This window comes from Vibrio sp. QJM3NY_21, from assembly GCF_057785975.1.
The window spans coordinates 2,884,209-2,906,842 of the sequence record NZ_CM173513.1 but is presented as its reverse complement, the minus strand read 5'-3'; the positions used below and the strand labels follow the sequence as shown (position 1 = coordinate 2,906,842).

The following is a 22,634-nucleotide window of genomic DNA, read 5'->3' as shown; positions in this document are numbered from 1 at the left end:
GTATTTAAAGCGTGTGCAAAAGCTCATTTTTATAGAGTTTTGACAAAAATATGAACAGACAGCGCAGATAATGACCCTGCGCTGTGCTAGATAGGCTATTTGTTTGCGTGATAGATCGCGAATTTAGTAGTCTTATTTAGAGTCGCGCATTTTCCAAACGCTTGTTCAATAATTGGAACGTATTTTAAGAAACTGTTCGCAACAATAATCATCTCGCCAGAACGCTTCAAATGCTTAGGAGCCTGAACTAGTAAGGTCTCAGTCGCGCTGTAGCTTGTATCCAAACCAGAATGGAATGGTGGATTACTGATGATGAATTGGTAGTCTTTTGACGTATCAGAATAGACATCTGAAGCAAACACATGACCTGTCAAACCATTCGCTTGCAAGGTGGCTTGACTCGACGCTACTGCGAAAGCGCTAATATCACACATTTCCAGCTCGATATCAGGGCTGCGAGATGCCATTACCGCGCCTAATACACCTGCACCACAACCGAAATCCAGTACCTTACCTTTCAGCTTTGGCAGAGTATCAAGTAGCAGTTGGCTACCTACATCAAATTGGCCGTGACTAAACACTCCTGGAAGGCTTTTTACAGTCAGTGACTGTTCATCAATGTTAACCGTATAGGTTTTAAACCAGTCTTGCAGATTGAAGGCTTGTGGTTGCTCGAAGCATTGACCCCAGTAGAAAGAGCAACGACGTGCCGAATCGTATTTCACGACTTTACCGTAAGGAGCGAACATCTTCTCGATACTTTTAACACCAGAACGATTCTCGCCAACTACGACAATCTCGGTATCTTTACCTAGCTTGGCAAATAACATCGCCAACAGAAATTCCGCTTCCGCTTTAGCCTTTGGCCAGTACAGCATCACTAAGTCGGCTTTGGTTTCTTCGGTAAACTCCGCACCATAAAAACGTTGGATGGTGTTGCAGCCTTCTAATTGACGGTAGTAGCTGTAATTAGAGGTAAATACGGTGACTGATTCACAATGTTTCGCTAATTCAACAGGGAATAAGTCTTCTGCCTCACCTGCAACTAAAACATGTTTGCCTTCAAAGTAGGCGAGTTGGCGTTGAGCAATCTGGCTTGGGGCAATATAAGCTGACATAGGACACTCTATTGAATCGTTAGCAAAAAATGAGGGCGGATTTTCGCATAATCCGCCCAAAGCTTGAAGTGTTTAATACGTGTTCGCCAATCAAGTTGACGTCAAGTTCGTTAACTCTTGTCTTGCTGGTTTAAAAAGTCTTTAAACTCTTCATCGTAGATGTTGAATAGGACAATGGTAATCGCAAAGATTAGCGGGCCGTAGATAAGACCAATTAGGCCAAACAATTGAATACCACCTAACAGTGAGAAGAAGATCATCAAGGTATTCATGCCTGCACTGCCTTGCATCAGCAGTGGACGAAGCAGGTTATCAATCGAACCAACAATCGCTACACAGTAAACAGTTAGGAAAATAGCCCACGTTGTATCGCCTGTTAGGAACAAGTAGGTCGCCGCAGGGATCCAGATTAGAGCGGTCCCCACAACTGGGATGAAAGAGGCAAAGCCCATCATGGTGCCCCAGAATAGGCCTGGGAAACCGGCAATCCACATACCTAAACCGCCCGCAAAACCTTGTGCTATTGCGGTTAAGAATGAACCCATTACAGCTGATTTCGATACTTGCTCAATCTCGGTTAGCAATTTGTCTTCTTGGCTACGAGATAAAGGCAAAATATGACGAACAACGCTGATGATTTTGTCGTGATCTCTTAATAAGAAGAACAGAACAAACAGCATCAAGAAGAAATCCATCAAGAAATTGGTCGCATCACCAAGGATTTTTGCACTGATACCAACCAGTTTTGAGCCAAAGCTGGTCGCAAATTCACCGACTTTCTGTGCGATGGCTTGAGGCTCAATGTTGTCGAAAGGCAAGTAGTTATTCACAAATGACAGCGCTTTGACCACTAATGGGTGTGCAAAAAGAGTCTGAATACCGCCGTGGGTCACCCATTGGTAGGTGTTCTGAGAGAACAGAGAACCTTGCTGAACAATTGCTGCGAATACTGCCAATAAAGGGATAACAATAATGAAAGTCAGAATCACACAAGACAGCAGAGAGACGATATTTTCTTTATTCGGGAGCTTTCTTTCAAGCCACTCATGGATTGGGAACATCAATAGTGAAATGATAAAGGCCATCACGATTGAGTTGACGTACGGCTCTATAAGCAAGTAACAAGCATAAGCCGCCGCAAGTAGGGCAATGATGATCACCCAGTGGCTGGTATTGATTTTGAGTTTTTCTGACACGTTAATGGTCTCTATATTTGCGTTCTGAGTTTATAATGGCTGCAAAACAGAGAGTTAGCAATGAGGAGTTTTGATAATGGGATGCTGTAATAAAGATAAGAAATGCCAAGACGAAGAACAGCAAATAAAAAAAGAGATCCCTTGGTTCAGAATGTTCCTTGGTACCTTGATGTTGTTGGTTTTTCTTTTCTGGGAACGTTAGTCGCTTTTGGTTCAGCTTTAGCCTTAGTCGAAGGGTAAATAAGCTGTCATATTTGTGGTCAGCGAGCGTGATGTATTAAAAAGGGCTGCATCTAATGCAGCCCTAAATTCAATCGGTTAGCGACTTATAAAGTGCTTTCGACTATTTGCTTTCAGCAGCAATGATCGCAAGAGAGCGGTCAGCAGCTTCTAGTGTTGCATCCAGTTCTTTTGAACCATGAGCAAGAGAAGTAAAGCTTGCTTCGAATGCTGAAGGTGCAAGGTAAACACCGTGATCTAACATTAGGTGGAAGAAGCGCTTGAAGCGTTCTACATCACACTTAGTTACATCTTCGTAGCAGGTTACTGTTTCTTGGTCTGTGAAGAAGAAACCAAACATACCGCCAACTTGATGAACTAGCATCGGGATGCCGTGCTTGTCAGCAAGTTGCTTGAAGCCTTTTGCCAACTGCTTAGTTTTTGAAGCTAGACGCTTTTCGTTGCCTTCTTCTCTTAGAAGGTTCAAACAAGCGTAACCAGCTGCCATAGCAACAGGGTTACCTGAAAGCGTACCCGCTTGGTAAACAGGGCCAGTTGGTGCGATGTATTGCATCACGTCTTTACGACCACCGAAAGCACCTACAGGCATGCCGCCGCCAATCACTTTACCAAGACACGTTAGGTCTGGCTTGATGTTGTAGTAAGCCTGAGCGCAACCTTCAGCAACGCGGAAACCTGTCATTACTTCATCAAAGATTAGCAACGCACCTTCTTGGTCACAGATTTCACGTAGACCTTCGTGGAAGCCTTCGACTGGAGGGATGCAGTTCATGTTACCCGCTACAGGCTCAACGATGATACAAGCGATCTCGCCTTTGTTTGCTGCGAAGATTTCACGTACTGAATCTAGATTGTTGAAGGTTGCTGTTAGCGTTAGTTTCGCAAAATCAGCTGGTACGCCAGGAGAGCTTGGTTGACCTAAAGTCAGTGCACCAGAACCTGCTTTTACCAGTAGGCTGTCTGCGTGACCGTGGTAACAGCCTTCAAACTTAAGAATTTTGTCACGACCAGTAAAGCCACGAGCAAGACGAATAGCACTCATTGTTGCCTCTGTACCTGAGCTCACCATACGTAGCTGTTCCATTGATGGAACCATCTCAGAGACAAGTTCAGCCATTTTGATTTCAGTTTCGGTAGGAGCACCGAAGCTAAGGCCGCGTTGCGCTGCATCAATGACAGCTTCACGGATAACTGCGTGGTTGTGACCAAGGATCATTGGGCCCCAAGAACCAACGTAATCGATATATGCTTTCCCATCAGCATCAAAAAGAAGTGGGCCGTCAGCTCTATCAACGAAGATTGGAGAACCACCTACACCGTTAAAAGCGCGCACTGGAGAGTTAACGCCACCTGGAATAGTTTGCTGTGCCTTTTGATACAGTTCTGCTGATTTGGTCATTGATATATCCTCTTTTGACTGTCGGACCAATTGGCACGCATTGTACCTATCCAGAATCCAACTAGGAATGCTTTCGCCGATATAATCCCCCGAATCTGGTTGTTTTGTGTGGTTACACGTTTTAATTGTCAGATATGGGCGAGTTTACGACAGTAAAAGGAACGATCCTGTGGTGAATACTTGAACGTTTCAGTCAGGTATTAGATAATCACCAGAATATAAGAAAATACTCAACAACTATGGTCTCGAATTAGATTTGTATCATGTTGTTTTTGACACAGGTAAGAGAGGTTGTCGTGAGCGAAGTAAATATCCCATTGTCTTTTTCTGATGCAGCAGCTACACGCGTACAAACGCTAATTGCTGAAGAAGAAAACCCAGAACTAAAACTGCGTGTATACATTACAGGTGGCGGTTGTAGTGGTTTCCAATACGGCTTCACATTTGATGAAAAAGTAAATGATGGCGACACTACTATTGTAAACAGCGGTGTTACGCTGGTTGTTGACCCAATGAGCCTACAGTACTTAATGGGCGGCATGGTTGATTACACTGAAGGCCTAGAAGGCGCACGTTTCTTTGTGAACAACCCGAACGCGACAACAACATGTGGCTGTGGTGCATCATTTAGCGTCTAACGTGAACTGAAAGGTAGCTTGAACTGAGAGCTACATTAGAAATATTTTAAACGCTGAGCTCATGCTCGGCGTTTTTGTTTTTAAGAAATACATCATATAAAACAGACAGTAATTCGACCTGTTCTAGCCATACACACTAAGAGGTATTTAAACTGGGAATGTGTAATCTTAATTTCATCCACCTGACTTATAGTAAACGCCATATTTTTTAAACTGTCGATAGAGTCCAACTTCGTTGGGTGTAGGTCTGTTAAGGTTACCGCAGTGCATCAGGATGTTGCATATGACAGTGTTAAGCTAATTAGCGCGCCTTAATAACATCGGACAAAAGGATTTGCTATGCCCACTCTATTTTCTAACTCTCCACTTTTTCAGAAACTGAAGCAGCCGTGGTTGGTTTCTCTGATTCTAGTTGTACTGTTGTCGATTTGGCTTGGTTTAGGAGTGGGGCAAGCGGAAGAGTCACCTGAAAAAAAAGTGACAGAAATTCCGTTGGCTAAGGTTTCCTTTCAAACATTTACTTCATCACCTACCTTTAAAACGATTGATCTCTATGGTCGAACGGCGCCCGATAGGCATGCTCGTTTGGGAGCAGAAGTTGCGGGCAAGGTTGTTAGATTGAACGTTGTGAAGGGCGATGCGGTTAAAGTTGGACAAGCCATTGCCCAGATAGATAAAGGTGATTTAGAGATTCAACTAGAGCGAGCATCTGCGTTATATCGCTTGAAGCAGAAAGAATTCAAAGCGGCGCAATCTTTGAAGAAAAGAGGGCTGCAAGGTGAGATAGCTTATACCACCGCTGAGGCTTCATTAACGGAAGCAAAGGCCATGAAGCGCAATGCGGAACTGGCTTTAAAGAATACTGTGATTACTTCGCCTTTTTCGGGTGTGGTTCAAGATTTGATGGTGGAGCTTGGTGACTTTGTTGGGGTTGGCGACCCGGTCGCGGGCGTGATTGACCTCGATCCTTTGGTTATTGAGGCCGATGTCAGTGAGCGTCATATCCAACACTTGTTAGTCAATCAATCTGCTTTGGTTCGTTTGTTAGGGCGAGAAGAAGCGGAAGGCCGTTTACGCTATGTTTCTCGTATCTCTTCTGCTGCTACCAATACCTTCCCAATAGAGATTGAAATTGATAACTCCAAAGGCCTATTACCTGCAGGTGTTAGTGCAGAAGTAACACTCAACCTAGAAACAAGAGATGCAATCAAGATTACACCTGCCATGCTGGCACTGGATGAGGCAGGTAACCTTGGGGTCAAAACTTTGGTTTCAGTCGATGACTCACCAACCGTGAAATTTGTAGGCATTCAGCTAGTAAAGGCAGAGCAAGATGGAGTTTGGCTCACAGGACTTGGACAACGCGTCGATATCATCACAGTAGGCCAAGGGTTTGTACGTGATGGTGATTCGGTGATTGCTGTTGAGCAAGGCGCTGAACTCTCTAATGTAATTGCTGAGTAGGAGATAGCCGATGTATTCAATTATTGATGCAGCCTTGTCTCGCGCTCGAACAATGCTCTCCCTTTTAGCGTTAATCCTTGTCGCGGGTGCTGTGACTTATATTACGATCCCTAAGGAATCGAGCCCTGACATCACGATTCCTATTATCTATGTTTCTGTAGGGCATCAAGGTATCTCTCCTACTGATGCCGAACGTTTATTAGTTCGACCAATAGAACAAGAGCTTAGGTCTATTGAAGGCGTAAAAGAGATGACGGCAACGGCAGCAGAAGGCCATGCCTCTGTTGTGTTGGAATTTAATGTCGGTGTTGACCTCACCAAAGCAATGGCTGATGTTCGCGATGCCGTTGATCTGGCTAAGCCCAAATTGCCAGAAGACAGCGATGAGCCAACCGTGAATGAGGTGACGCTTGCTTCTGAGCAGCCTGTGTTGTCAGTGGTTCTGTTTGGTACCGTGCCTGAGCGCACCATAGTACAAATTGCTCGAGAGCTCGGAGATAAACTCGAGAGCTATCGTCAGATCCTTGAAGTCGACATTGCAGGCGATCGCGATGACATCGTGGAAATCATCGTTGATCCATTATTGATGGAGAGTTACAGCCTAGATCAAGCGGACATCTATAATCTGATTGCTTTGAATAACCGAGTGGTGGCCGCAGGCTTTGTTGATACAGGCTACGGGCGTTTTTCTGTCAAAGTCCCTTCTGTGTTTAACTCCTTAAAAGACGTACTTGAGTTGCCAATCAAAGTGGATGGTAAACAGGTGGTCACTTTTGGCGATGTGGCTACGGTTCGCCGAGCGTTTCGAGATCCTGAAAGCTTTGCCCGTTTAGATGGCAAATCCGCGGTTGTCTTGGATATCAAGAAACGTGCAGGTGAAAACATCATTGAAACCGTTGAGCTAGTCAAAGCGGTAATGGCTGGTGCTCAGCAGCAAGAGGGCTGGCCAAATAATTTGCTAGTTAAGTACACGTGGGACGAATCTAAAGATGTGAAGATCATGCTTAATGATCTTCAAAATAATATCTTATCCGCCATCATCTTAGTGGTGATCGTTATCATCGCCATTCTTGGTGTTCGAACCGCGCTATTGGTCGGAATTTCAATTCCTGGATCGTTCCTCACGGGATTGTTGGTGTTGTCTGTGTTTGGTCTAACCGTCAACATCGTGGTGCTGTTTTCGTTGATCATGGCTGTGGGCATGTTGGTCGATGGCGCAATTGTGGTTACCGAGTTTGCCGACAGGCGAATGCAAGAAGGTGAAGGACGTAAAGCCGCTTACCGGGATGCCGCTAAGCGTATGGCATGGCCGATAACAGCGTCTACTGCGACAACGTTGGCGGCATTTGCTCCGTTACTGTTTTGGCCGGATGTGACGGGCGAATTCATGAAGTTCTTGCCATTAACGTTGATTGCAACCTTAACCGCTTCATTGATTATGGCGTTGTTGTTTGTGCCTGTACTCGGTGGTTTGATTGGTAAACCTCAATATGTATCGCCCAAAAGCCAAGCTCGAATGGTGGCACTGCATAATGGCGACTTTTCACAAGCGACAGGCTTAACCAAAGCGTATTACCACACGCTGTCGATTGCGATTAAACACCCCTTTAAGATTCTTTTCAGTGCGATATTACTTGCGGTTGCGGTTGGTTTTACTTATTCAAAAGCGGGTCTAGGTGCAGAGTTCTTTCCAGAAGTTGATCCGCCATTCTTTAACGTCAAAGTTCGTTCTCATGGTGATCTATCCATCCAAGAGAAAGATGTCATCATGCGTGATATTGAACAGATGATGCTAAATCATGATGAGTTCGATACTGTTTACACGCGAACGGGTGGGGACGATCAGATTGGTTTGATATCGATCACCCCGGTGGATTGGCAATACCGTCGCAGTGTTAAGGCGATCATTGAAGAATTAAAGGTGCACACCGATCAATACGCAGGGGTCGAGATCGAATATAAGTTTCCAGATGCAGGGCCTCCGGTTGAGAATGACTTAGTGATTGAGCTGTCGGCAAGAACAGCAGAGCAGCTGAATCAGGCTGCAAAAATTGTAAGAAACTGGGCGGATGGCAATCAGGCGCTGACCAATATAAGTGATACCGCGAGTAAAGATGGCATCGATTGGAAAGTGGATATTCGCAGAGATGATGCTGCGCGTTTTTCAGCTGATGCGACCTTGGTGGGTAATACGGTTCAATTCGTCACTAACGGGCTAAAGATTGGCGATTACCTCCCAGATGATTCTTCAGAAGAGGTCGATATCTTGGTGCGCTATCCAAGCGATAAAAGAGATATTGGGCGCTTTGACCAACTAAGAGTTAAAACACCAGCAGGCTTGGTGCCGATCACTAACTTTGCTCAGATTGTGCCAGACCATAAGCAGGACACGATAAAGCGTCTTGATGGTAAGCGTGTTGTGAACATCATGGCGGATATGGAAGAGGGTTATAACCTTGCACTCGAACTGCCAAAGATTGAGCAAGCGTTAAGTGAGTTAGGTTTACCAAGTAGTGTCGAGTTTCGTATTCGTGGTCAAAATGAAGAACAAGAAAACTCGTCAGCCTTCTTACAAAGTGCTTTCTTAGTTGCATTGGCGGTGATGGCTTTGATTTTGATTACTCAGTTCAATAGCTTCTATCAAGCGTTTTTGATTCTTAGTGCGGTGCTGTTCTCAACGGTTGGTGTGTTTGTTGGTTTGCTTATCTTCCAGCGTCCGTTTGGCATTGTGATGTCCGGTATTGGAGTGATAGCGCTGGCAGGAATTGTGGTAAACAACAATATTGTGCTGATTGATACCTATAACCAACTGATAAAACGCGGCTTGGACAAGCGAGATGCGATTCTCAGAACGGGTGTTCAGCGTTTAAGGCCAGTAATGCTTACTACGGTTACCACCATTTTAGGCTTGATGCCTATGGTGTTAGAGATGAACATCGATTTGATTAATCAAAAGATTGAGTTTGGCGCGCCGAGCACGCAATGGTGGTCGCAACTCGCTACAGCAATTGCGGGAGGCTTAGCTTTTGCGACAGTATTGACCTTGGTGCTTACTCCTTGTCTATTAATGCTAGGTCGAAATAAGAAGCCCGATGTGCTCCCAAGCAACGATAGTGAAAGATAAGTCCTGGTTCGATGGAAATAAAAAGAGCGCCTTGATGGGCGCTCTTTTCGTTGGTTTATATGGCTATTAATCTAATTAGTCACTAGTAGCCTAATTAGTTGCTAGTAACTGGCCGTATCGCTCAAGGTTACTCAATCGAATTTCTGAGTTCGCAATAAATGTTGCTTTTGCTTTACCTGTTAACGACTTAGATTGCGGTAATTTCACGGTACGCGCATTCTTATGTACGCCATTGACCAAGAATTCATAGTGTAAGTGCGGACCAGTAACACGACCTGTGCCACCCAAAGTACCAATGGTTTGGCCTTGTTTTACACGCTGGCCTGTTTTCACCATACGTCGCTTCATGTGCAGGTATTTGGTGATGTAGGTGTTGCTGTGTCGGATGAACACATAGTTACCGTTGAATTGGTTGTAACCCGACTTCTGGACAATACCGTCACCGGCTGCCCATATCGGCGTGCCAACAGGAGCTGCATAGTCGGTGCCTCGGTGAGCTCGAACCTTGCCTGTTACTGGGTGTTTTCTGTTAGGGTTAAAGTTCGATGTCACACGACGGAAATCAATCGGTGAGCGCAGGAAGGCTTTCTTCATTGCGCGACCGTTCTCATCGAAATAGTTGCCACTCTTATCATCCAATACCGCGGTAAATGAATCACCTTGGTTCTTGAATACGGCCGCCATAATCTTACCGCGACCAACAACTTCGCCTTCAACCACTTTCTCTTGGTACAAGATTTTGAAGCTATCGTTGTTGCGAATATCTAACGCAAAGTCGATATCCCAACCGAATATACCCGCCAGTTCCATGATTTGGTTTGCAGTTAGGCCTGCATTGACGCCTGCATTCCAGAAGTTAGAAGTGATGTTGGCTTCGGCATAGTTGTACTGGTAGGCCACTTCTTTTTTGTCGAAACTGGAAGAGAATGAATCACCAGATTTAGTAATTTTAAAGTTCTCAAACGCACTAAGTTGTCGTTTTAACTGAATGAGGTCGTTGTTTTCATCAAAACCGAATTGCAATACATCGCCAGGTCTTAGATTTGATAGCTGTTTCTTAATATCGTTATTGGTATTGAGTAGCGTGATTAGCAGGCGATATGAGAGCCCAATACGTTCGAATAAAACAGAGGTACTTTCGCCTGAGCGAACGGTGTATTTCTCCCAATTAAGCACTGCCGTCGGCGGTGCGTCACTTGAGCTAACAAGCGCGGATGCATTGATAGTCAGTGGGTAATGTTTCCCCACCACTAAAGCGCCCGTATCGTCACGCAAACTGCTGACATCGGGGAGTAAGAAGATCGCGACGAAAATTACGGCACTAAAAAATGCGATAAAAGCCCGGTGCAAAATAGGAAGGCGTGCAAAAATAGACAACATGTTCCGGTTCGTTCTGTAAATATTATGAAAATCGACGACGGAATAGTGTAACTGGTTTCAAAATACATCGCTATTCAAGTAAGATGTCTAATTATTATATTTTTGCCAAATCTGTGGGAGTGAACAAGAATGGCGAGTATTGAAGCTGCACTAGCCGAGATCAAACGTGGCGTAGAAGAACTGATTCCAGAAGACGAACTGATTGCTAAATTAAAAGAAGGTCGTCCTTTACGCATTAAGCTGGGTGCCGATCCAACTGCTCCAGATATCCATCTAGGCCATACGGTTATCTTTAACAAGCTTCGTGCTTTCCAAGAGCTTGGTCATGAAGTGACATTCCTTATTGGTGATTTCACTGCAATGGTTGGTGATCCATCAGGTAAGAACTCAACGCGTCCACCGCTAAGCCGTGAAGACGTATTGAAGAATGCTGAAACTTACAAAGAGCAAGTATTCAAGATTCTAGACCCTGCGAAAACACAAATTCGTTTCAACTCTGAGTGGCTATCTGAGCTTGGCGCTGAAGGCATGATTCGTCTTGCTTCTAACCAAACTGTTGCTCGTATGCTTGAGCGTGATGACTTTAAAAAGCGTTACGCTGGTGGTCAACCGATCGCAATCCATGAATTCATGTACCCACTTCTACAAGGTCACGACTCTGTTGCACTAGAGAGTGATGTTGAGCTTGGTGGTACTGATCAGAAGTTTAACCTTCTAATGGGTCGTGAACTGCAAAAAGCAGCAGGTCAAAAACCACAAGCGGTACTGATGATGCCATTACTTGTAGGTCTAGACGGCGTTAAGAAGATGTCTAAGTCTGCGCACAACTACATCGGTATTAGCGAAGCACCAAGCGAGATGTTTGGTAAGATCATGTCTATCTCTGACGATCTAATGTGGAGCTACTACGAGCTACTGTCTTTCCGTCCACTTGAAGAAGTTGCGGAACTGAAAGCTGGCGTTGAGGCGGGCAAAAACCCTCGTGACGTTAAAGTACTGCTAGCGAAAGAGATCATTGCTCGTTTCCACAGTGAAGCGGATGCTGAAGCGGCTGAGCAAGAGTTCGTTAACCGTTTTGCTAAAAACCAAGTTCCTGATGAGATGCCTGAATTTGAATTCGAAGCCGGCCTACCGATTGCTAACGTTCTAAAAGAAGCGGGTCTTGTAAACTCTACTTCTGATGCGATGCGTATGATCAAGCAAGGCGCTGCTAAGCTTGAAGGCGAGAAGATTGAAGACAGCAAGTTCGTACCTGAAGCTGGTACTGCAGTTTACCAAGTAGGTAAGCGTAAGTTTGCTCGTATTACTATTAAGTAATAACGCACATCAATAATTGAACAAAAGGCATCCACGGATGCCTTTTTTATTGACACAAAGTTGACGAAGTTTTTGAACGTGCATTGCTACACTATGCGCGCTGTCATATTGACAGTAATTCTGGAGATTTTTATGAACAATACCGACCATCCTCCTAGTTTGAATGGAGAAGAATAACCCGTCTCGGTATTGATCTATTGTCCTGCCGTTCGGGTAGGGTATCTTTGTTTTTCCCCCTCATTCTTTTCCACACACTAGATTCTAACAAGTAGACACACCAGTAGCTTTCAGCTCTTGGTGCGCATAAATCTATAAATCTATAAATCTATAAACTTATGCTATTTGTTTTGATGGTCGTTACCTTTGCCAATCGGGAGATTCGCCATGACGGTAATGAACAACACTTTTTTATCTATCGAAGCTTTGTACACAGAGCAAGACATCCAAGCTGTATCGAATGCATTTCAACAGTATGGGCGTGAGCAACAAATTAACCTTTTAAACCGAATGCCACTTGAAGATGCGGTGTTAGTACTTGGGCAATGCTCTCTCAGTACGATTCAGACTTTACTTAGTGAGTTAGAGGTGCAGGGTTTTGAGAAGCGCTCTCGACATCTAGCTCACCAACTAGGGCTGATCTACTCAGAGGTTGAACCTCAACAGGGTTACCTTTCAACAGGGGTAATGAGTCATGTTAGGCAGCGTATCGGTTGGATTATTGCGCTAGCACTATTGGGGATCGTCTCAGGGCTTATTATTGCTCAATATGAAGACATCTTAAGCCAGTTGGTACTCCTGGCGATTTATATGCCAGTAATTGCTGCGGCTGGTGGTAACACGGGAACACAAGCTGCGACTCTGGTCATCAGGGCCTTAGCCACAGGCGAGTTGAAGAAGCGCCAATGGGCGAACGTTCTGTGGAAAGAATTTAGAGTCGCGATTTGCTTAGCACTTGCGATTGCCTTGGTGATGATAGGTCGCATCTTACTGTTCAGTGACAACCAATCAACGGGTGGTTACGACATTAATATGATTGCTTACGCGATTGCTGTCGCTCTGTTTATTCAAGTGACAATATCAACCGTGCTTGGCGCTGGATTGCCGATTGTTGCTCGGTTATTCAAGTTAGATCCGGCGGTGCTGGTGAGCCCTGTTTTGGCTTCAATAGTCGATATTTCAGGGATGTGGATTTACTTCACGGTAGTGAATTCATTCTTGGGCATTGCTTAACGCCTTTAAATAAAGATACTGGAAACAAAGAGCACTTCCGAAGAAAAACACCTTAGAAACAAAAATGGCGCTGAAGATTTAAGATCTTCAGCGCCATTTTTTATTGTTTAATTAACAGCCTCTTACAAGTAAGCAGTTATTTGGATTTGCTATGTGTTTGGCTGAATTTAACTACATCTGTGTAGAAAGCACGTTCAAAGAGGGTGATAGGTGCTTCGACTGGTTTGTCTGGGCTTGGCTTATCAGGGAAGTAATCTCGCACAAACTGTACGAAGATTGAATTTGGATTGCCTGACTTATCTAAACCAAACCCCGCCATGTTGTAGCTACCGTACAAAGAGCCACTTTTCGCAATAATACTGCCTTGGATTGGTGCCTTTCGCATGCTTTGACGATATTTGAGCGTGCCATCAGTGCCTGATGTTGGCATTGCCTCAATTAGGTTGAGCTGTTTGTCGTTATCCCAGATGTAACGCAGAACCTGAGCCATGGTTTGCGAGGTCATGCGATTATTCCTCGATAACCCTGAGCCATCAACCAACTGTGCTTTGTTTAGGTCAATGTTGGCCTTGGTCAGTAATATCTGTTTTATTGCTTCGGTGCCGTTATTGAAGCTGCCCGGTTGAACATAAAATGTCGCACCCAGTGTTTTGGTTAGGTTGTCTGCGATCAGGTTATCGGACTTCTTGAGCATGATATCGAGCAGTTCAGGAAGCTTTTCTGAATGGTGGCTCGCGACTAACTTGGTTTTATCTGCTTTCGCTTTTTTACCAATAATCACATCGCCATTAACTTGGATTTTCAGCTCTTTAAGAAGCGAGCCCACGACTTGGTAGGTATAAAGCTCTGGGTTTTGAATCGCAAACTTGAGCGGCAGTGGTTTCTTACGCTCAATTAAGCAACCTGACAGCTTGTAAGCGTTGTCTGGAGTAGTAATTAGCTCTAAGTCGCATTGTGTGGCTTTTTGCCCTGAGCGAGTTACGGTGGCTGCGGTGGTTGTCACGTCTATCGGATAGTGAGCGGGAATATAGACACGAGTGCTGCCGTTATCTTTCGTATAAATAGAGGCTTGTGCGCAGTTGCTGTCTAAGGTCATCGCGCTAGAAGGCGCACTGTAACAAACGCCTAGAATGTCCCAAGGCCAACCAACTGCTCGTTGATAGCCTGTATAAGCCGAGTTATCGAGGTATAAGTTGCCTTTGATGGTTTTAGATTGCGATTTAGCATATTGAGATAACAGGCTTTTTAGGTGCTCTCGCTGTAGTGTTGGGTCACCGCTGAATGAGATCACAACATCTTTATTAGAACGAACTATGTTGGTTGTGTAGTGAAAGTCATCCCCCAGTTCCAATTTAGCCGCCAAAGCTGTGACCAGTTTTAAAGTGCTGGCTGGTGGGTAAAAGCCAGCAGTGTCGGTATTTATTTCACTTGAATCGCCACTCAATGACTGCAGTATTAAGGTCGTACTACTACCATCGGGCAGTTTATCAAGAGGGGCATATGCGAAAGCGTTAATTGAGAAAAGGCTAATCGAAAAACTACATACAAGTAGGGTGGGTAGAAGGCGCATAGAAGATTTTCTTGGATGGCTGATGTTTTCAGTATACAGATATAAAAAACGCCCGCTAGATAGCGGGCGTTTTGATTCTCAATTAACTAATTAAACAATTAGATAATCAGAATTAGAAGTCGTAACGCATACCTAAAGCAACTTCGTCTTCAGCACCTTTTTCGCCAACTGTACTTGTACCTAAAGTATCTTTAGCATCTAGTAGGTTGAAGTTGTATGAAACGTAGCCACGGAAGTTAGGTTTGAAGTAGTAAGTAGCATCAACTGCGATATTGTCTGCAGATGTGTCGTTACCAGTCTCAGCGTTGTTGTATGTAGTTGAGAATACAGTTTGACCTAAAGTGTAAGCCGCTGCTAATTCGTAACCAGTGTAGTCTTGAACGCCTGTGAATTTACTACCGATGCTTGAAGCATTTGAAGAGTCGTATTGACGATCAAAGTCTTTTTCACCATCAGTGAATACACCGGCAAAGTACAAATCGCCCATAGTGTAAGAACCAGAAAGCATGTATTCATTGTTCTTATCTTGATCTGCGTAACCAGCACCCAGCTTAACGCCAGTCTCACCGATAGCATAGATACCTGATAGAGAGTAACCATCTTGGCCGTTATCAGTGTAACCAGAACCGTTAAGAGCTGAATCTTCACGGTCTGCAAAACGGTAGCTTGCTTTTAGGTTTAGGTCTTGGAATTGGCCTTTGTAAGAAAGCATGTTGTCTGAACGGTCAGCTACAGCTAGTTTGTCTGCTGCAGAGTTACCGTGGTATGCCATGATATCTGTGAAGTCAGTGATTACGCCTAGAGCACCTTCGTTCTTACCGTAAGTTACTTCACCGAATGTACCGCCTAGACCAGCGTACGTGTAACGGTTTGTGATATCGCTGCTATCGCTATCTGTAGCGCCACCGTTATCTGCAGTTGTGAATTCACCTTCGTAGAAACCAACACCGTATAGACCGTCTTGGATTTCAACTTTACCTAGGAAGTTAAGACGGATACGTGTTTTGTCTTCAGCTTTGCCATCTTTTAAAGATAGACGAGCTTCAGCACGGCCGCCCATTTCAACAGAGTTACCGTCTTGGTTGTATAGTTCTGCCGCGTTAGCGCCAGTAGCAAGAGCTGCAGCAGATACAGCAAGCGCGATCATAGTCTTGTTCATGTTATTAATTCCTAATTACTGTCCATAAAGGTATTTATTAAGGATTTGAATCCTTTTTGTGTATTGCTCGTATTAATCAAGCTTCATAATCATGCTTAGAACAAAAGCGTGAAACTTGCCAGAGCAATTCATGAGGTACTTTTTACCCCTAAAGTTCCATAGTCAGTTAGTAAAATGATATCAATAAAAATTGTGAACACTGTTTTATTATGTTTAATGTTGTTTAAGTTGCTGTTTTTGTTGATTTTTTATAAAAGTGTGATCTGTGTTTATTTGGTTTGTTTTTGTTTTTTTTAGGTATTTGAACGCTGACTTATTGATGGGTGGGTTATTATTCATTTTTGTGATGTCTGTAATTTAGACCTAGATAAAGCTTTTATAACGCAAAGTGGAATAAAGGTGATTTAGCCATAAAGTTTGTTTACACTAAGCCAAATCGTTTTGTTTCTATCACCCAATAAGTATGTTGGGTGGATTTATGTTGGCCAAAGAAAGCTTTGGCATAGAGGTAAAAAATGGAAAAGGTTCCAATGACAGTGCGTGGCGCTCAGCAGCTACGTGACGAATTAGATCGCCTACTTAAGCTACGTCCTATTATTTCAGCAGCTATTGGTGAAGCTCGTGAACTCGGTGACTTGAAAGAGAATGCAGAGTACCACGCCGCTCGTGAAGAGCAGGGTATCTGTGAAGCTCAAATTCGAGATATCGAATACAAGCTATCGTTAGCTCAGATCATCGATGTAACGCAGATGGATAATACGGGTAAGATTATCTTCGGTACGACAGTGACTCTGATCGACGTAGATACGGATGAAGAATTCCGTTACCAAATCGTTTCTGAAGATGAAGCTGAAATCAAAACAGGCCGCATTTCGGTGAAATCACCAATTGCACGTGGTCTTATCGGTAAGATGGAAGGCGACGAAGTACTGATCTCTACCCCTGGTGGTGACAAGGACTTCGAAATCGACAAAGTAGAATATATCTAATTGAATTTTCTTTGTTTCTGATAAGTAAAAAGGTCGCTAATGCGACCTTTTTCGTTTCTCACGCTACACTAAAAGGTAAGCACAGTGGCTTTCTTATTGTGGAGCTAGCTTGATGTCAAACTCGCTTATTTGCGTGGAATCTCGATTTTACGTGCTTCTGACTGACGGAACAGTACTAGAACTTTACCGATAGTCTGTACTTTCTCAGCTTTAGATTCACGTACAATTGCATCGATAATCAGTTGCTTAGTCTCACGGTCTTCTGATGCAATTTTAATCTTGATCAGTTCGTGGTGGTCTAGAGCTAATTCGATTTCCGCTAGAACAGCTTCAGTAAGTCCATTTGCGCCCATTAGCACTACAGGTTTTAAACTGTGAGCTAGGCCCTTTAGATGCTGCTTTTGTTTGGTACTTAGGTTCATTACGCGGCCAATTTTATTTAGTATTAGGGTTGAAAAAACCTATTTTAACGCCATCTAAAGCTGAAGACTATAATTTATTCAGCAATTAGTACTTTCCTCCAATTTAGGTATCCAATGAGCAAACAGAAACACTCGGCCAGTTCAGGCCGTTGGTTGAAGGAACACTTCGACGACAAGTATGCAAATGAAGCAAGAAAAAGAGGCTATCGTTCGCGTGCTTATTTCAAAATGGAAGAGATTCAAACGAAAGATAAATTGCTGACTCCTGGGATGACCATTGTGGATTTGGGCGCAGCGCCTGGCGGTTGGTCTCAATATGCTGCTAAGATTATCGGAGACAACGGTCAAATCATTGCTTGTGACTTGCTACCTATGGATCCGATTGCTGGAGTGAGCTTTTTACAAGGCGATTTCCGCGAAGAAGCTGTGCTAGATGCCTTGTTGGAACGTATACAACCAAACATGGTTGATGTCGTGATGTCGGATATGGCACCTAATATAGCAGGCAACAATTCTGTGGATCAGCCGAGAGCTATGTATTTAGTTGAATTAGCTTTGGATATGTGTCGACAAGTTCTAGCTACCAATGGTAGTTTTGTTGTAAAAGTATTCCAAGGCGAAGGGTTTGACCAATATGTTAAGGACGTCCGTGAGATGTTTAAAACAGTCAAAGTTAGAAAACCCGACTCTTCTCGAGCTCGATCTCGTGAAGTGTTTATCGTAGCAACTGGTTACAAAGGTTAACGATTCTCTTCCAAGAGTGAGAGTTAACAACATGGCTACAGGTTACAAACTGTAGTACCCTACCTTTAATTACAATTAGTTATCGAGAGGCTTACACCTTGAGTGACATGGCAAAAAATTTAATTCTGTGGCTTGTTATCGCGGTAGTGTTGATGTCGGTATTCCAGAGCTTCGGCCCTGGGGAAAGTAACGGCAGAGCAGTAGATTACACCACGTTTGTACAGGAAGTTGGCCAAGGCCAGATTCAAGACGCACAGTTCAATAACAGCGAAATCACTTTCACACGTCGTGGTGGTGGCTCTAAGTATGTAACTTACATGCCTGTTTATGATCAAAAGCTACTTGATGACTTAATTAATCAAAACGTAAAAGTTCAGGGTACACCTCCTGAAGAGCAGAGCCTGCTTGGCACTATCTTCATCTCATGGTTCCCAATGATCTTACTGATTGGTGTGTGGATTTTCTTCATGCGTCAAATGCAAGGCGGCGGCGGCGGTAAAGGCGCGATGTCTTTTGGTAAGAGCAAAGCTCGAATGATGAGCGAAGAACAAATCAAAACGATGTTTGCTGATGTTGCTGGTTGTGACGAAGCAAAAGAAGACGTGAAAGAGCTTGTGGATTACCTTCGTGACCCAAGTCGCTTCCAAAAACTGGGTGGTAAGATCCCGACAGGTATCCTGTTGGTCGGTCCTCCTGGTACTGGTAAGACATTGCTTGCAAAAGCAATTGCTGGTGAAGCGAAAGTACCGTTCTTTACTATCTCAGGTTCTGATTTCGTGGAAATGTTTGTTGGTGTTGGTGCATCTCGTGTACGTGACATGTTCGAGCAAGCGAAGAAAGCAGCACCTTGTATCATCTTTATCGATGAAATCGATGCTGTAGGTCGTCAACGTGGCGCTGGTGTTGGTGGTGGTCACGATGAACGTGAGCAAACACTTAACCAAATGCTGGTTGAGATGGATGGTTTCGAAGGTAACGAAGGTATTATTGTTATCGCTGCGACTAACCGTCCCGACGTGCTAGACCCTGCATTACTTCGTCCTGGTCGTTTTGACCGTCAAGTTGTGGTAGGTCTACCTGATGTACGTGGTCGTGAACAGATTCTTAAAGTGCACATGCGTAAAGTTCCACTATCAGGTGATGTTGAACCATCTTTGATTGCTCGTGGTACTCCAGGTTTCTCTGGTGCAGATCTTGCAAACCTTGTGAACGAGGCGGCGCTATTTGCAGCTCGTGGTAACAAGCGCAATGTATCGATGGTTGAGTTTGAACTTGCGAAAGATAAGATCATGATGGGTGCAGAGCGCCGTTCAATGGTGATGTCTGAAGAAGTGAAAGAGTCAACAGCTTACCACGAAGCAGGCCACGCAATTGTTGGTCGTTTGGTACCTGAACACGATCCAGTGTACAAGGTGTCAATCATTCCACGTGGTCGTGCACTTGGTGTGACTATGTACCTACCTGAGCAAGATCGCGTAAGCATGTCTCGCCAGCACCTAGAGTCAATGATCTCTAGCTTGTACGGTGGTCGTCTTGCTGAAGAACTAATTTACGGTAAAGACAAGGTTTCGACTGGTGCATCTAACGATATCGAACGTGCAACTGATATTGCTCGCAAGATGGTAACGCAGTGGGGCTTCTCTGAAAAACTAGGTCCTCTTCTATATGCTGAAGAAGAAGGCGAAGTTTTCCTAGGTCGTGGCATGAGCCAAGCGAAACATGTTTCTGACGATACAACTCGACTTATCGATGAAGAAATTCGTATTCTTATCGACCGTAACTATGCTCGTGCGAAGCAGATTCTTGAAGAGAACATGGATCTCATGCACTCGATGAAAGATGCGCTGATGAAGTTTGAAACGATTGATGCAGGTCAGATTGATGACTTGATGGAACGTAAAGACGAGATTCGCGAGCCTGCTGGTTGGGGTGATCAAGCAAAAGCAGAACCTGCAAAGGAAGAAGCCAAGCCTGAAGCTGAAGCTAAATCAGAAGAAAAAGCTAAAGCCGACCCAGAAGAATCGAAAGTTGAAGAAGTTAAATCTGAATCAGATGATACTCAAAACAAAGATTCTTAATCGCTAAGCTATAAATTAAAACCCTGAGTACGCTCAGGGTTTTTCTGTTTATAGCCCAAGGTGTTTTTTACTCTTTAAGACCTGCCTTTCATGATATTAAAAGCAAATAATAAAACGCTCGTTTTAGACCGCCCACATGTAATGGGTATCCTCAATGTCACGCCTGATTCTTTCTCCGATGGCGGGAAATTCAACTCATTAGACAATGCATTGCTGCAAGCTGAACGAATGATTCAAGCCGGCGTTAGCATTATTGATATTGGTGGTGAATCGACTCGCCCTGGAGCTCCGGACGTTTCCTTAGAGGAAGAGATCGCTCGAGTTATTCCTGCAATTAAAGCGATTCGTGCCCAGTTTGATGTTTGGATTTCTATTGACACCAGCAAAGCGGAAGTGATGCGCCAAGCTGTTGAAGCTGGTGCTGATTTGATCAATGATGTACGCGCTTTACAAGAGCCAGGTGCCCTACAAGCGGCCGCTGAGGGTAATGTTCCTGTTTGCTTGATGCACATGAAAGGCCAACCAAGAACTATGCAAGCTAGCCCAGTTTACGACGATGTTCTAACGGATGTTGAAGCATTCCTACAAGAAAGAGTGGAAGCTTGTGAGGCTGTAGGAATCTCAAAAGAACAGCTGATTCTGGACCCTGGTTTTGGTTTTGGTAAAACCATTGAACACAATTACCACCTATTAGCACACCTTGAAAAATTTCATACGCTTGGGTTGCCAGTTTTAGCTGGGATGTCGAGAAAATCGATGATCTTTAAGCTACTGGACAAGGCCCCAGCAGATTGCATGGTAGCCAGTGTCACTTGCGCGACTATCGCAGCAATGAAAGGCGCACAAATTATTCGCGTTCACGATGTTGAAGATACATTGGAAGCGATGAAGATAATCGAAGTGATGAATAACAATCACTAATAATAATTAAGGAAAATCAATATGTCTGATAAAAGACGTTACTTCGGCACAGATGGTGTACGTGGCAAAGTTGGCCAATACCCGATTACACCTGATTTTGTTCTGAAGCTTGGCTGGGCTGCAGGTCGTGTTCTTGCGAAGCAGGGCACCAAGAAAGTGATCATTGGTAAAGATACTCGTATCTCTGGCTATATGCTTGAGTCTGCGTTAGAAGCTGGCCTTGCTGCTGCGGGTCTTCAGGCTACGTTTACTGGCCCAATGCCAACGCCTGCCGTTGCTTACCTAACACAAACTTTCCGTGCTGAAGCTGGTATCGTTATCTCTGCATCGCATAACCCTTTCTATGACAACGGCATTAAGTTCTTCTCTTCTGAAGGCACTAAATTGTCGGATGACATTGAGTTGGCTATCGAAGCTGAACTAGATAAAGATATCGAGTGCGTGGAATCTTCTGCATTGGGTAAAGCTGTACGTTTAAATGATGCAGCTGGCCGTTATATTGAATTTTGTAAAAGTACATTCCCACACAAAATGACGTTAGCGGGCATGAAAATTGTGGTGGATTGCGCACATGGTGCGACTTACCATATTGCGCCAGCGGTATTTAAAGAGTTAGGCGCTGAAGTGATTGCAATGGGTGTTGAGCCAAATGGTACTAACATCAACCACGAAGTGGGTGCGACAGATGTGCGTGCTCTGCAAGCTAAAGTACTTGAAGAAAAAGCAGCGTTAGGCCTAGGCTTTGATGGTGACGGTGACCGCATCATCATGGTTGATGAGCTAGGTAATAAGGTTGATGGTGACCAAATCGCTTACATCATTGCTCGTGATGCGTTGCGTCGTGGTGAGTTGAAAGGCGGCGTTGTTGGTACGCTAATGACGAACCTTGGTATGGAAAATGGCCTTAAGCAATTAGGTATTCCATTTGTACGTGCTGCTGTTGGTGACCGTTACGTCATGGAGCAACTTCTTGCTAAAGGCTGGAAGATCGGTGCAGAAAATTCTGGCCATGTGATTCTATTGGATAAAGTAACCACGGGTGATGCCATCGTTGCTGCTCTGCAAGTGTTGGCTTCAGTTGTCGACAGTGAAATGACACTGAATGAACTTTCTCAAGGTATGACGTTATACCCTCAAGTTCTAGAAAATGTTCGTTTCAGCGGTGATTCAAATCCACTCGAAGCAGAAGCGGTGAAGGCGGCGGTTGTAGAAGTAGAAGCTGAGCTTGGCGAGAAAGGTCGTGTGCTATTACGTAAGTCTGGCACTGAGCCATTGCTGCGTGTCATGGTTGAAGGAGAAGATGCTGAGCTTGTTCAATCGTCAGCGCTTAAGATTGCAGATGCAGTAAAAGCAAATTGCTAATTTAACCTTTTACTTAACGGGCGCGACGAATAGCGCCTGTGATTAGAAGTGATCGACTTATATAACGGTCAAGAGATATAACGGTCAAAAGAGACGTAAATGAGTTTTGTGTCGCTTTTGACCTTTTTTTAACCATTCGCTTGGTAAAGGCTTATTTTTTAGCAAATTCCCCTTGTCAGCCATCGTCGCATTCGCTAGTATTGCTCGGCCTTCAGTTAGGAGGTCGCTAGCCTTGTTCTTAAAATAGTTTTTTGAACGGCGCTGGCTCAACAATTAGGAACAT

At 44.2% G+C, this 22,634-nt stretch carries 17 protein-coding genes; 10 read left to right on the top strand and 7 right to left on the bottom strand.

The annotated features are described in order from the left end of the window. Positions 1–95: 95 nt before the first annotated feature. From rsmC to hemL, 3 genes are all read right to left on the bottom strand, one after another. A complete protein-coding gene (gene rsmC / locus AC3CID_RS12805; RefSeq protein ID WP_428786688.1) occupies positions 96–1,118 on the bottom strand; it encodes a 16S rRNA (guanine(1207)-N(2))-methyltransferase RsmC in 1,023 nt (340 codons plus the stop codon). Between the two features lie 110 nt (positions 1,119–1,228). Beyond that, positions 1,229–2,314, bottom strand: a complete 1,086-nt coding sequence (locus tag AC3CID_RS12800) for an AI-2E family transporter (protein WP_054547511.1) — start codon at positions 2,312–2,314, stop codon at positions 1,229–1,231. A 343-nt stretch (positions 2,315–2,657) separates the two neighbouring features. Then, on the bottom strand, positions 2,658–3,953 hold the full coding sequence (hemL, locus tag AC3CID_RS12795) for a glutamate-1-semialdehyde 2,1-aminomutase (protein ID WP_004734538.1): 1,296 nt from the start codon (positions 3,951–3,953) through the stop codon (positions 2,658–2,660). 296 nt (positions 3,954–4,249) lie between these two features. On the opposite strand from hemL, the gene erpA reads away from it, so the two are divergent. From erpA to AC3CID_RS12780, 3 genes are all read left to right on the top strand, one after another. Next, entirely contained in the window at positions 4,250–4,591 is a 342-nt protein-coding gene (erpA, locus tag AC3CID_RS12790; RefSeq protein ID WP_004734539.1) for an iron-sulfur cluster insertion protein ErpA, read from the top strand. Between the two features lie 339 nt (positions 4,592–4,930). Next, positions 4,931–6,055, top strand: coding sequence for an efflux RND transporter periplasmic adaptor subunit (locus tag AC3CID_RS12785; RefSeq protein ID WP_372243634.1), 1,125 nt, complete (start codon positions 4,931–4,933; stop codon positions 6,053–6,055). 10 nt (positions 6,056–6,065) lie between these two features. Next, positions 6,066–9,179 carry an efflux RND transporter permease subunit gene (locus AC3CID_RS12780; RefSeq protein WP_428785284.1) on the top strand — a complete coding sequence of 1,038 codons (3,114 nt, stop codon included), beginning with the start codon at positions 6,066–6,068 and terminating at the stop codon, positions 9,177–9,179. Between the two features lie 90 nt (positions 9,180–9,269). Here the strand turns inward: AC3CID_RS12780 and shyC are convergent, their stop codons facing one another. Then, on the bottom strand, positions 9,270–10,559 hold the full coding sequence (gene shyC, locus AC3CID_RS12775) for a peptidoglycan DD-endopeptidase ShyC (protein ID WP_428785285.1): 1,290 nt from the start codon (positions 10,557–10,559) through the stop codon (positions 9,270–9,272). Between the two features lie 129 nt (positions 10,560–10,688). Here shyC and tyrS point away from each other — a divergent pair, with 129 nt between their 5' ends. Both tyrS and AC3CID_RS12765 read left to right on the top strand, forming a co-directional pair. Then, positions 10,689–11,876, top strand: coding sequence for a tyrosine--tRNA ligase (gene tyrS, locus AC3CID_RS12770; RefSeq protein ID WP_004734518.1), 1,188 nt, complete (start codon positions 10,689–10,691; stop codon positions 11,874–11,876). Positions 11,877–12,260: 384 nt separating this feature from the next. Further along, positions 12,261–13,106, top strand: a complete 846-nt coding sequence (locus AC3CID_RS12765) for a magnesium transporter (RefSeq protein WP_372243632.1) — start codon at positions 12,261–12,263, stop codon at positions 13,104–13,106. Positions 13,107–13,242: 136 nt separating this feature from the next. Here AC3CID_RS12765 and dacB read toward each other — a convergent pair whose 3' ends face one another. Together dacB and AC3CID_RS12755 are read right to left on the bottom strand one after the other, a co-directional pair. After that, complete coding sequence (gene dacB, locus AC3CID_RS12760) at positions 13,243–14,676, bottom strand: serine-type D-Ala-D-Ala carboxypeptidase (RefSeq protein WP_428785286.1); 1,434 nt, start codon at positions 14,674–14,676, stop codon at positions 13,243–13,245. 112 nt (positions 14,677–14,788) lie between these two features. Further along, entirely contained in the window at positions 14,789–15,835 is a 1,047-nt protein-coding gene (locus tag AC3CID_RS12755; RefSeq protein WP_146454908.1) for a porin, read from the bottom strand. Positions 15,836–16,350: 515 nt separating this feature from the next. Here AC3CID_RS12755 and greA point away from each other — a divergent pair. Further along, positions 16,351–16,824, top strand: coding sequence for a transcription elongation factor GreA (greA, locus tag AC3CID_RS12750; RefSeq protein WP_065205118.1), 474 nt, complete (start codon positions 16,351–16,353; stop codon positions 16,822–16,824). 125 nt (positions 16,825–16,949) lie between these two features. Here the strand turns inward: greA and yhbY are convergent, their stop codons facing one another. Further along, positions 16,950–17,246: a ribosome assembly RNA-binding protein YhbY gene (yhbY, locus tag AC3CID_RS12745; protein ID WP_102534910.1), complete on the bottom strand. Its 297-nt coding sequence runs from the start codon at positions 17,244–17,246 to the stop codon at positions 16,950–16,952. Positions 17,247–17,360: 114 nt separating this feature from the next. On the opposite strand from yhbY, the gene rlmE reads away from it, so the two are divergent. The 4 genes from rlmE (at position 17,361) to glmM (ending at position 22,351) form a co-directional block, all read left to right on the top strand. Continuing rightward, a complete protein-coding gene (gene rlmE, locus AC3CID_RS12740; protein WP_004734508.1) occupies positions 17,361–17,990 on the top strand; it encodes a 23S rRNA (uridine(2552)-2'-O)-methyltransferase RlmE in 630 nt (209 codons plus the stop codon). A 107-nt stretch (positions 17,991–18,097) separates the two neighbouring features. Further along, positions 18,098–20,068 (top strand): ATP-dependent zinc metalloprotease FtsH, encoded by a 1,971-nt coding sequence (gene ftsH, locus AC3CID_RS12735; protein WP_488526645.1) that lies wholly within the window; start codon positions 18,098–18,100, stop codon positions 20,066–20,068. A gap of 90 nt (positions 20,069–20,158) precedes the next feature. Then, complete coding sequence (gene folP, locus AC3CID_RS12730; RefSeq protein WP_488526644.1) at positions 20,159–20,989, top strand: dihydropteroate synthase; 831 nt, start codon at positions 20,159–20,161, stop codon at positions 20,987–20,989. Positions 20,990–21,010: 21 nt separating this feature from the next. Then, positions 21,011–22,351: a phosphoglucosamine mutase gene (glmM, locus tag AC3CID_RS12725; protein WP_017087432.1), complete on the top strand. Its 1,341-nt coding sequence runs from the start codon at positions 21,011–21,013 to the stop codon at positions 22,349–22,351. Positions 22,352–22,634 lie beyond the last annotated feature (283 nt).